Origin of the sequence: Agriterribacter sp. (assembly GCF_035444585.1) — a bacterium.
In the GTDB taxonomy this organism is placed as follows: Bacteria; Bacteroidota; Bacteroidia; order Chitinophagales; family Chitinophagaceae; genus Agriterribacter.
The window spans coordinates 26198-37811 of record NZ_DAOMOZ010000020.1 but is presented as its reverse complement, the minus strand read 5'-3'; the positions used below and the strand labels follow the sequence as shown (position 1 = coordinate 37811).

Sequence of the window (11614 nt, the reverse complement as noted above, 5' to 3'; positions counted from 1 at the left end):
AAGATGATGCTCCATAGCTATTTCAGCAGCCATCAGGGCCTGCTTTTGCGTGCCGCCCATTGCCTCCGTTAATGCCCCGGCGGCCATTGCCGATGAAACGCCGATCTCGGCCTGGCAGCCGCCCATTGCGGCCGAGATGGTTGCTCCCTTTTTGAAAATGCTCCCTATTTCAGAGGCGGTTAATAAAAACCGGATCACATTTTCTTCCGTATCGTTGTCGCAGAAAATAATATAGTACAGCAATACCGCCGGAACAACGCCTGCCGCGCCGTTGGTAGGTGCAGTTACCACCCGGCCAAATGAAGCGTTTTGCTCATTAACAGCAAGCGCAAAACAGCTTACCCAGTCTAAAATGTAATTAAATCCATTTCCGCCATCCTGAATAGCCCGTATCCAGGTAACATAATCATTGTACGCTCTTCCCTGCAATAACTTTTTGTTCAGCGCGGCTGCACGGCGTTTTACATTCAGTCTACCCGGTAGCACACCTGTTTCGTGACAGCCTTTATACACACATTCCCGCATTACCCCGTATATCCGTAAAAGCCCATTCCTCGTGTCTTCTTCCGGGCGCCAGGCGTTTTCATTTTCCATCACCACTTCATATATGCTCAATCCCTTCATGCACCAATGCAACAGGTCGGAGGCTGTATTGATCGGAAAGGGCAGTTGTACCACCTTGGTCTTTCCCGTTTCCTTCCCATCCTGCTGTACAAAGCCTCCGCCAATGGAATAATAGGTTTCGTCAATTTTTTTCCCGGTTTTAAGTGTTGCTGAAAAGGTGAGCGCATTGGGATGAAAGGGAAGTGCTTCACTTACCAGGAAAAGTATATCTTCCTGCGGATGGAATGAAATATCATGCTTTGCCTGTAGCCGTATCTTCCCGGTAAGCGCAATAGCATTGATACGGGTATTGATGTTTTCCACGGCAAAGGCTTCGGGTTCTTCGCCACATAAGCCCAGTTGAACGGCAATATCTGTACCATGCCCCTTACCTGTTTTGGCTAAAGAACCATATAAGAGTACCCGCAATGATACTACCTCATTTAACAGTTGCTGCCCCTCCAGCTTAGCGGTAAACAACTGTGCAGCCCGCCACGGCCCCAACGTGTGGGAGCTGGAAGGTCCAACGCCTATCTTGAACATATCAAATACGGAAATGGCTTCGTGTGGCAAGAGCGTGTATTTCTATAAAGATAAAAGCTTTGAAGTATACGAATACCTCAAAGCATCATTTAAAAGTCAGTTTTCATTACTGTACTCCGGTAAGCTCCAGGGAAAATACAAGGATCGAATTGGCTGGTATGATCACATTGCCATTGGCATCTTTGGCGTCTTTGTCGCCATAACCCAGGCTGGGAGGGATGAACAGCTTTATTTTCCCGCCGGCTTTAATGTGTTTAAGCCCTTTTTGCCAGCCGGCGATCAGTTCGCCCAGCCTGAAGGATACCGGCGTTCCATCGCTTTTATCAAAAACCTGGTCGTTGGTCAATGAGCCGGTATAATGTACGCTCACCACTGAGCATACGTCGGGTGTTTTGCCTGTTCCTGTATTTTCTATAACGTAATACACGCCGGATGAATCCTTTTGGGCAGTAATATTCTTGGCTGCAAGGTAGGTTTCAACCTGCTGCACCTCATTGCCGGGCGCTTTAATACTGAGTTCGTTATAAGGGCAGCCTGTTTCTTTTTTTAAGCACGATACAAAAACAAGAGACACGATAAAAGCATAAACAGAGATCTTTCTCATATAAATTTTCCTTTATACCCATGATATAAACACTTATCGAAACGTTGCATCTTTAACCGGTTTTAACATCACCTCCTTCTTTATCCTTTAATTCAAGATAACGCTGCTCATTCATCTCCCACTTATGCCGCCGGTTGAATATAGAAAAAAAAACAGCTATGGCAAGAACGGCTATAACCAGTACAAGAGGGTTAAATTGCGTATTGCCAACCATGGTGGCTCTTTTATTCCAGCCCAGCATGTAATTTAAAAGTATAGGCAGGGCAATAAGCAGCCCTAACGGAAGCCCAACCAGCAACTGGTAAAATGTTTTTTTCTCTTTTTCCCGGTTTTGTTCCCAGTATACCAGGAAAGCCTTTTCTTCCTCAGTTAACATAGCAATAAAGTTGATATGCAAATATAAGCAAGCCTGTTGCGGGGAACTGTGCTATTTTCCCATTGTTTAATGTCAGGCAGGATTAAAACTTGCAACCTGTTAGTTTTTAGATTTTTGTAACTTGTGCCTCTGATCCTGTGTGTTTTATTCTTTATTAAAAAAACAACCGGCATTTTGAAGATCGCACATTTACTTGGACAATACCTGCTCCAAAATAAAAAAATGCAGTTGCAGAGCATTGGTGAATTTGTACTGGATAATTTTTATGAAAATCCATTTGAAAATGAAAAAGGAAAGATCAGGCTTCCCGGAAATACCATACAATTTTCGCCCGATAAAAAAGCAAAGGAAGATGCGGGGCTCATTGACTTTATTTCACAGCGCACAGGAAAAATAAGGCCACTGGCATCGTCTGATCTCGAAGACTTCTTAAATATCGGTAAGCAGTTGTTAAATGTGAGCAAGCAGTTTTATATTGAAGGACTGGGCACTTTGATTTTAGATGACAACAACAACTACGACTTTATTCAGGGGAACGAAGTGATGGTGGCTACCGTTCCTGAAGATATCCATCTCAAAAAACGCGTTGTAAAAAGAGAAGAGCATGCCGATGATATGTCTTTTGAGGATGGCTATCCCAGACCTGCTCACAGCTCTGCAAACCTGCTCCGCAAATCACTGATATTGTTTGCACTGGCATTAGGCCTTGTGATAATAGGATGGATGGTGTATTATTTTTTTCAACAGTGGCAGGATAAAAATGAGGGGCAGGAAAATGCACTTGAAAATATTCAGCCTGTTATACCTTCCCCGGCCCAGGATTCCTTAAAGGCGGGAACAGACAGTTTGACTACCACACCGCTAAACCCGGATGGCGATTATACCTATAAAGTGATCATTGAAACCTCAAAACGCCAGAGGGCTTTGAGGCGGCATAAGGAACTGCAAAAAATGGGGTACGGCGTAAAGCTCAGCACAGAAGATTCTATTACTTTTAAACTATACACCCTCATTACAGGCCCATTATCTGATACAAGCCGCAGCCGGGATTCAATTACCCGTTTTTTTGGAAGGAAGGCCATGATCGAGCTAAAATAAATACATGAAACGGATCTCCTTTGCATTGGGCTGCATATACGGGCTGGTTGCAATAGCAGATATCTTTTTTGTTTTTAATGCCTGTGAACAGGAACGGTTTATCAGTAAACCACTGCTGATGATAGTGCTGATGCTGATGTATGCGGCTGAAACCGGGGTAAGATCTGCTTTTTCAAAAATATTTTTGCTTGCCTTATTCTTTTCCTGGGCCGGCGACCTGTTTTTGATGTTTAGCGGATTTTTTACCGGCGGTCTATCCGCTTTCCTGGCAGCGCATGTATGTTATATTATTTATACACTTCGGATCAATCCGCGAACAAAAGGAGCGTTGCAATTTCAACCGTTGTTTGCAATACCCATCCTGGCCTGGGGAATTTTATTGGCAGGCTTGCTCTTCCCCTTTCTGGATGCGCTTAAAATTCCTGTGATCATTTATGCCGCAGTGATCTGTACTTTTTGGATGCTTACCCTTAACCTGTTTGGAAAAACAGGCAAAAAAACGGCAGCCTTGTTTTTTTTCGGTGCCGGGCAGTTCGTGCTTTCCGATTCTGTATTGGCAGTAAATCAGTTTGTTTATCCCTTTTTCATTCTGCCACCCGTAATAATGCTCACCTATTGTTCGGCTCAATTGCTGCTGGTTTTAGGCAGCCTGCGGCATTTAAGATCATTAAAACAAAAATTAAATTAATATATATATTGCTATTTATCAATTTATTGATGATCTTAAACTGTTAATTTTTTGAGCTGTTCCGGCGTTTACCGTCAGCAACGGTTTGTTTTACAATAAATCGGTATACCTTTGCGTTAGTAATACACTAAGTGCCTGCCAAGCCATGATCAAAACGTTCGCTACTGCTTCGATTGCCCCGAGCCATGCACATTTTTACAATCGTTACTGCCAAACCATATTTTGATTGTTCCATATGAATCAATGCATTTTGCTGAAAATGTAGAACACGATTCTGTACGGCTCAGCACCGTACTTCATGTTAAAACAATTACAACATGGAAACAATGATCAATGACCTGAAGTTTGACAAAGAAATGGTGAATACTTTGGAAAAAAAGAAAGTAGATATTGATATCCTGTACGTCTATCTCATGAACGGAAAAATTACGCTGCAGGAATATTTATACCTGTGCGGTATAAGATAAGCCATTGTTCAAAATATACCGGTCAAAAAAAGGCGGGATGCACATCGCATCCCGCTGTAGGTTATAGTGGAGTCAGGGTCAATCAGGTAAGTCCTGCTTAGCCGGTTCCTGTTTTTTTATTTATCCCACCAAACACGGGTTTTCAAATCATCTGCTCCCAACCACTGTACTGCCTGGTTATAATTATTTACATTAATTCTTGTTTCATCGGCAGGATACAGGGCTCTCCTGGCAATATAGCCGGGTCCCTGTGTGCCAATAACAATTTCAGGGAAACCGGTCCTTCTCCACTCGAACCATGCTTCATAGCCTACAAAATAGAGTGACAACCATTTCTGGCGTGCAATTTTTTCCAGCTTCTCCGCCTGCGTACCGCTATAGGCAACAGCCGGTTGTGTATAATAACTGTTATCCGGAATAACATCCTCTCCTTTAAGTTTAAGGTAAGAATTTTCATATCTCGTGCCCACTCTTCCGGCATAATAAGCAAACTGGTCTTCGATGCCATTGAGGTAATGATCCTCTGCTGCAGCAGAGCCGCCGGGTATATATCCCTTTTCTGCTGCCTCTGCCAGGTTAAACTGCTCTTCAGAATAGGTTAAGATAATGCCCTGTGCCGCATCTCTTGATGCCCAGTCGGGAGAGTAGGAACGAGGGGCCCAAAGCATTCCGGGCGTGGAATAATTCCCTGGGTCAATCAGGGGTCCATTTCCGTTCACTCCTCCTATATAATCAAAATCTGCCGGGTCGGGGTTGGTGCCCACAACACTTGCCTGGGTTGGAAGCGCATACACGGGTAAACGCGGGTCGTTGAGCATTTCTAAATTATCTACAAGGTTTTTAGAAACCCGGGTGCTGGTTACATAATCACTCGCACTTCTGGTAAATAACGGACTTGAGTTACCATCGCTGTCTGCAATATAGTTCAGCGCGGCCTGATCGGCGTTTGATGTAAACAAAGGATATTTATCCGGGTTGTTTAGGATTGCAGTCAGGGCTGCCGAAGGATCAACCTGCTTAGACTGGCGCATCAATAAACGGATCATTAAACCGGTGGAAAATTTTTTCCATCTGCTGATGTCACCGTTAAAAAGAATATCTCCTTCTATCTTCTCACTGGTGGAACCCAGCAGGGCACTGGCCTCTTCCAGGTCGGCAAGCAATCCTTCATAAATGACTTGTTGCTGCTCATACTTCGGATTGTTAATGCCCTCTAATTTAGCTTTTGCAGCTTCCCGGAAGGGAACAGGCCCATATAGATCGGTAAGGTTCTGAAACATCCAGGAACGCAATACCAGTGCTACCCCTTTGTAGTTACCCATTTCGCCGGCATCGGCTATTGCTATCACTTCATTCAGATCGCGGATATAGTCATAATATTTCCATAAAAAGAGTCCGCTCGCGTCTGCCCGTACCCAGTTGTTGAAGTCGCCACTAAAATTATTATAATTCATATCTCCTGCTATAACGCCCATTCTATAGGCGCTGCTGAAATTATCATTAACCGATCCCCTGATAATGTTAGTAAATAATACACCCGGGGTAGTGATTTTTTCCGGAGAGTTGGGATTGCTGTTGATCTCTTCGAAATCCTTTGTACAGCTTACAAGGAAAAGGAAGGATAAGAATATAATTGACTTATACTTTTTCATGATGAATAGTTTTGGAGATGTTAAAAGTTCAGGTTAAGACTAATGCCCACCTCTCTCATGGAAGGAACACTCATATTTTCAAAACCCGGAACCAGCCCGCTACCCGTAGTGGCTACGGCAACTTCCGGATCAAAATGCTGATTGCTCGCGGGTCTGAACAGTAAAAGATTTCTACCTGTTAAGGAGATTTTCGCGTTTTTAATGAAAGTGCTGCCGATCAGCTTATGCGGCAGGCTGTACCCTACAGATAATTCACGTAGTTTAAAATACGTGGTACTGAACAACTGGGCTTCGGAAATATGATCCATCAGCCCTTTCACCATTGAACGGATATCCGTACCATAAACACCGGCATCTAACTTACCCTTATTGCCTGTTGAATTAGGCTGATAGGATCCATCGGGCATCAGCGCCGCGCCCTCTGCGTAGTAAAGTGCATCATATTCCGTACCCGGCGCTCTTTCCCCGCGGCCCATTGCACTTTCTATCAACTGGCCCGAACCTGCCGCCTTATTGTAGAACCTGGAAATGAATTTACCGCCAACCTGTCCGGCAAATAAAAAATTCAAATGAAAATTCTTATAGGTAATGTGGTTGTAAAAGCCGCCTATCCAGTCGGGATTAACATTCCCCAGGTACATTTCTTCAGGGGTGATCATCGCTTTCCCGTTGGTGCCAATAACGATCTGGCCTTTTAAAGGACCATCTGGAACCCGCTGGTAGCCGGGCCCCCAGATGGCGCCCATTTTTTCGCCTACCCGCGCCTGTATAGATGCATCTTCACCGGGAGCAGCCTGCACAATTTTATCCACTTCCGGATCCAGTGAAACAACTTTCCCTACGTTGTGCGACCAGTTGATGTTAAGATTCCATTTAAAGCCTCCTGCCGTGCTTACCGGCGTGGCAGACAACATTACCTCAACGCCGGTATTTTTAATTTCGCCGGCATTGATTATGCGTGCTTCCTGTCCGGAACTTTGAACCATTGGCAAGCCGATCACCTGGTTCCGGGAACGGATATCATAATATGTAACATCCAGCCCCAGGCGATTGTTAAAGAAGCCAAGCGAAGTTCCTATTTCATAAGTTGAAGTGATCTCCGGTTTCAAATTCGCATTCTTCAGGGTACTGTTACCAATCAATGAGGGATTGGTTCCCCACAAAGCGCCATAGTTATATGTATTTAAAAGCGAATACGGATCAGCGTCATTGCCTACCTGGGCCCAGCTAAACCTCAATTGCGCCTGGCTTATAGCAGCAGGAAGACGCAATATATCTTTGATATTTGTATTTAATCCCACGGAAGGATAGAAATAAGAATTGTTATTGGAAGGAAGGGTGCTCGACCAATCGTTACGCGCGGTTAGGTCTAAATATACAAGCCCTTTATAATTAAGGTTTGCCATGGCATATACACTATTGATCCTTTTCCTGTAACTGCTGTTGCCTGACGTTATCAACTCAGAGGTGTTGGATAAATTATATATGCCTGGTATCAGTAGTCCGTTGTTATAACTGTTAAGGTTCCTTCCATTTTGATCGAAGCGGTTAGCACCACCAGACAACACATATCCGAAATCGCCGTCTGCAGCTTCCCCGTTATAAGTTAAAAGCAGGTCGCTGTTTCTTTCCTGGTATTTTATTATGGTTTCCTGGTAAGCGCCTTTGGGCTGGTCTGCTGTGCTGACCGCCCATTTCATAGGACGAAAATCGTAATACCAGTCATCTGCTGTGCGAAGCTTTAATTTCAATCTGTCGGTAAAGGCATATTCAAAAGCAATATTTCCATATAACCTGTCCTTATCCTGCGCTTTGGTATTTTCATACATCAGGAAAAAGGGATTGTTGTGGTTTTCACCGTAATTGAACTGGAACTGCCTGAGGCCTTCGTAACCGGCCTGCCAGTAATTGCGCAGGCTGTTAATGTCTATCTGCCTTGTCATCCATGTAAAAATGTACATGAAGGTGTTGCGGCCATACCCGTTATCGGGGCGGTTGTCGCTTTTTTGCTTCATGTAGTTGAAGTTGATTGAAGAAGTAAGCTTATTGGTCAGTTTATAGCTGCCGTTGAAGCTTACCGAGTAACGGTCAAGGTTATTGTTGGGTATTACGCCTTTGTCATTAAGCGATGAAAGCGAAAGCCTGTACGTGCCTTTTTCGTTACCGCCCGATAACGCCAGGTTGTTATAGAATTTATTACCTGTATTAAAGAAGTCTTTAATATTATCGGGATGTGATACCCATGGGGTAGCAATTACGTCACCCCTGTTATTGATCGCAACGTCGCCTCCCCTGAAACCACCGGTGGTTGGGGAAGTAACCTGCTTTTCCAGCGTGTTATTGTCTAAACGCGGTCCCCAGCTTTCATCATAGGAATCCTGAATACCGCCGGGATAAATAGACCAGGAGGCACCAAAATTGGAGCCTTCGTAATTTCCATCTCTGCCCTGTCCGAACTGGTTTTGAAATTTAGGCAGCCAGGCCACTTCCTGGGCAAAATAATAGCTGTTGAAATTCACGTCCATGCCTTTGCGGGCGCTTCCCTTTTTGGTAGTAATTACGATGGCGCCATTGGCGGCACGTGAGCCGTATAAAGCTGCGGCAGCAGGTCCCTTCAAAACGTTCATGGATTCAATATCGGCCGGATTGATCTCGGCAGCGCTGTTACCATAATCTGCATTGGCGCTGGTATTGTTTACGCCGTCATTACCCACCGGAACACCATCTATTACAAAAAGAGGCTGATTTTTTTGCATGCTTAAAGACGATTCACCCCTGATAACCATCTTTGAAGAAGAACCTACCGCACCCGAACTTGAAATTTGTACACCGGCTACTTTACCGGCTATGCCATTTACAAAATTGGATGCCGGCGATTCGGTCAGCTGGGCTCCGTCAACCTTTTGGGTGGAATACCCCAGCGATTTCTTTTCCCTCGAGATCCCCAGGGCGGTTACCACCACTTCCGAAAGACCCTTTTTGTCTGTTTCGAGCCGAACATTGGATAATGTACTGCTGCCGGCAGCAATTTCGCGCGTGGTAAATCCAACATACGAAAACACAAGAATGACATCATCTTCCGCATCTATGCGAAACTCCCCCTCTGCATTGGTAACAGCGGAAATATTGGTGCCTTTTACCTGTACGGTAACGCCCGATAAAGGGTTGCCGTCTTCATCCGTTACCCTTCCTGTAACTATTGCCAGGCTGGCAGGGGGCATGAAGCTCAGCACTACCAGCTCATTGTTATTAACTGTGTAGCCCAGCCCGGTACCTGCAAGAATCCGGCTCATCACCTCATCAAAAGCGGCATTCTGCACCTTAATGGTAACCCTGCTTTTCTCAAACACAGGATCATCGGTGTAAAGAAAACGGTAGTCCGAATGTTTTTCAATGAGTGAGAGTACATTTCGCAATGGCTCTTTTTTTACAGAAAGAGATATCTCCTTTTGGGCATTGGCCAAAAGAGCCACCTGTAAGCTTAATAATGTAGTAATAATGAAAGAAACTTTCATAATGACCTTCCATTTCAGGGAGTAGAGCAATCTTTGCCCGTTCCAATTAGTTTTGGAAAAATGCATACCTTTAATTGTTGAGTTTAATAATAGGGAACATATATCCTGTGTTCCCGTTTGCTTAATGGGGGAGATGTTGGCGCATCTCCCTTTTTTTAGTTTTAAGTCATAAATATTTGTTTAGTAACACTAAATTTATTTTTAGTAATTATAAAATAGTTGCAATATTGTGATTTACTTTTTACATAAAAAAAATTTCACGCTCCCGGTACAGCGATTTAATAATTCCATAATAGATAATATATTCTGCCTTTATTGCTTTTTTGCTTTGCCGATCGTTACATTCCGGTTCTCAATTGTATATTCAAAGGCGGCTATTTCCCTTAATGCATTAAGCGCTTCTGTTATATCTTCCTTTTCAAACGATCCTGTAAAAGTGAATTTTTTGAGGTGTTCGTCATTGAATTGTATAGATACATTGTACCAGCGCTCCATTTTTTGGGCCAGGCTTGAGAAGGGCTCCTTGTAAAAAGCCAGCTTGTTCTGTATCCACGCTATTTCGCTGATACTGCTGTCTACGGGGTTAGGCTTTATTTTCCCCAGGAAAAAAACAGCTTCTTTGGGCAACAGGGTGCTGTGTTCTGCTTCTGCTGAGGATGAAATGGTTGAGGTTTTGCCGATAATTATTTTTTCATTGGGGCGAAGCATTATTTTCCTCTCCCGGTCATTTTTTGAAAACACTTCTATAACCCCCTGTATAAGTGAAGCTTCCACAGTTGAATCTTCGGCATAGGCTTTTACATTAAAAATGGTTCCTTTTACCAGTATATCCACATCGCCTGCATGCACCACCAAAGGCATTTTTTCATTTTTGGCTATATCAAAAAAAGCTTCCCCGCTTAAATAGATCTCACGGGTACCTGCAGCAAAATCTTTATTGTACGAAAGTTTGCTTCCGGTATTGAGTATAACGGAAGATCCATCAGGCAAATGCACCGTACTTTTTGACCCGCCATTGGTTACCACTTCATTAAGGGGGGCTGTTAACGGGGTCTCCGGCTGTTTATTATTGAGCATGAACCCGGCAGCGGCTATAATAATCGTGAGAGATGCGGCAGCCCATAAAGCATATCTTTTTTTTCTCCTGACTTCGCCGGCTACAATTGTCTTTCTGGTTTCACTGCCCGTGTTTAACAAAAGCCTGAGCGCGTTTCTGCTTTTTGCTTCATCGGCATCGGAAGTTATTTTTTTAAGTGGTATGGCCTGCAGGTCGGCAAGCAGCTCATTCAAATGATGTGCAGCGCCGGGTTGTTGTAATAAACGCCCCAGTTCCGAAAGCTCTTCGGCAGAGATCTCATTGTTGTATTTCCGGGCCAGTAACTCCCATATCCTCGAATCGGGCATATTGTTGGGTAACATTTATAAATAGAGGATACCCTTAACAGGTATTTACCCCCAAAAAGAACGCAATTATTTTTTCAGGAAGAAAAGGAAAGTTGAATGGACTGGCTTAGCTTTTTTAACGCGATGCCCATCTGGTTCTCAATGGTTTTTTCAGAAAGCCCGAGTAATTCGGCTACTTCGCGGTATTTGAGATCATTTTCTTTTACAAGGCTGAATATGAGTTTGCATTTGGGAGGCAAAGCCCTGATAGCTTCATTAATGCGGCGTTGCAATTCGGTAGTGATCATTATATCATGAGGGGTACTGCTCAGAACACAATCAAAATCACTGAGTGTGTGCAGCGGCTCTGTTAATTTTTTTTGACTTTTCAATTGTTTGAGCGCGTTGTTCTTGGCGCATATAAACATATACATTTCCGGTTTAGCAACGTTATGCAGCAAATGTCTTTTCTGCCACAAAGTGAGGAATACATCATTAACGATCTCTTCTGTTGTTTCTTTTATCCCGGTAAATGCATATACAAAGCGATAAAGACGGTGAAAATACGCCTTGTGCAGGTCCCACAATGCAGATTCATCAGCATCGGTTGCCATCCGGTTAAACAAACCGGCAATATTGACCAGAGCATGCGGCATCGTTTTACAGCGGACTGTTATAATATAAT

Annotated in this window: 10 protein-coding genes; 3 read left to right on the top strand and 7 right to left on the bottom strand. The window is 43.8% G+C overall.

What is annotated here, in order from left to right; genetic code table 11:
- From PLH26_RS03860 to PLH26_RS03850, 3 genes are all read right to left on the bottom strand, one after another.
- On the bottom strand, positions 1-1176 hold a 1176-nt coding region (locus tag PLH26_RS03860), incomplete at its 3' end, for an L-serine ammonia-lyase (protein ID WP_324584670.1).
- Between the two features lie 76 nt (positions 1177-1252).
- Positions 1253-1750 carry an FKBP-type peptidyl-prolyl cis-trans isomerase gene (locus PLH26_RS03855; RefSeq protein ID WP_324584669.1) on the bottom strand — a complete coding sequence of 166 codons (498 nt, stop codon included), beginning with the start codon at positions 1748-1750 and terminating at the stop codon, positions 1253-1255.
- A gap of 52 nt (positions 1751-1802) precedes the next feature.
- The gene (locus PLH26_RS03850; RefSeq protein WP_324584668.1) at positions 1803-2126 is read right to left on the bottom strand and encodes a hypothetical protein; all 324 of its coding nucleotides are present in this window, start codon (positions 2124-2126) and stop codon (positions 1803-1805) included.
- Between the two features lie 174 nt (positions 2127-2300).
- On the opposite strand from PLH26_RS03850, the gene PLH26_RS03845 reads away from it, so the two are divergent.
- The 3 genes from PLH26_RS03845 to PLH26_RS03835 all read left to right on the top strand — a co-directional run bounded on the left by PLH26_RS03845 (position 2301) and on the right by PLH26_RS03835 (position 4379).
- Entirely contained in the window at positions 2301-3224 is a 924-nt protein-coding gene (locus PLH26_RS03845) for a hypothetical protein (RefSeq protein ID WP_324584667.1), read from the top strand.
- A 4-nt stretch (positions 3225-3228) separates the two neighbouring features.
- Positions 3229-3912, top strand: coding sequence for a lysoplasmalogenase (locus PLH26_RS03840; RefSeq protein WP_324584666.1), 684 nt, complete (start codon positions 3229-3231; stop codon positions 3910-3912).
- 317 nt (positions 3913-4229) lie between these two features.
- Positions 4230-4379, top strand: a complete 150-nt coding sequence (locus PLH26_RS03835) for a hypothetical protein (RefSeq protein ID WP_324584665.1) — start codon at positions 4230-4232, stop codon at positions 4377-4379.
- A gap of 116 nt (positions 4380-4495) precedes the next feature.
- Here the strand turns inward: PLH26_RS03835 and PLH26_RS03830 are convergent, their stop codons facing one another.
- The 4 genes from PLH26_RS03830 to PLH26_RS03815 all read right to left on the bottom strand — a co-directional run bounded on the left by PLH26_RS03830 (position 4496) and on the right by PLH26_RS03815 (position 11585).
- Complete coding sequence (locus tag PLH26_RS03830; RefSeq protein ID WP_324584664.1) at positions 4496-6031, bottom strand: SusD/RagB family nutrient-binding outer membrane lipoprotein; 1536 nt, start codon at positions 6029-6031, stop codon at positions 4496-4498.
- A gap of 20 nt (positions 6032-6051) precedes the next feature.
- Positions 6052-9612, bottom strand: a complete 3561-nt coding sequence (locus PLH26_RS03825; protein ID WP_324584663.1) for a SusC/RagA family TonB-linked outer membrane protein — start codon at positions 9610-9612, stop codon at positions 6052-6054.
- Positions 9613-9858: 246 nt separating this feature from the next.
- Complete coding sequence (locus tag PLH26_RS03820; RefSeq protein WP_324584662.1) at positions 9859-10965, bottom strand: FecR family protein; 1107 nt, start codon at positions 10963-10965, stop codon at positions 9859-9861.
- Between the two features lie 59 nt (positions 10966-11024).
- Positions 11025-11585, bottom strand: a complete 561-nt coding sequence (locus tag PLH26_RS03815) for an RNA polymerase sigma factor (protein ID WP_324584661.1) — start codon at positions 11583-11585, stop codon at positions 11025-11027.
- Between the last annotated feature and the right edge of the window lie 29 nt (positions 11586-11614).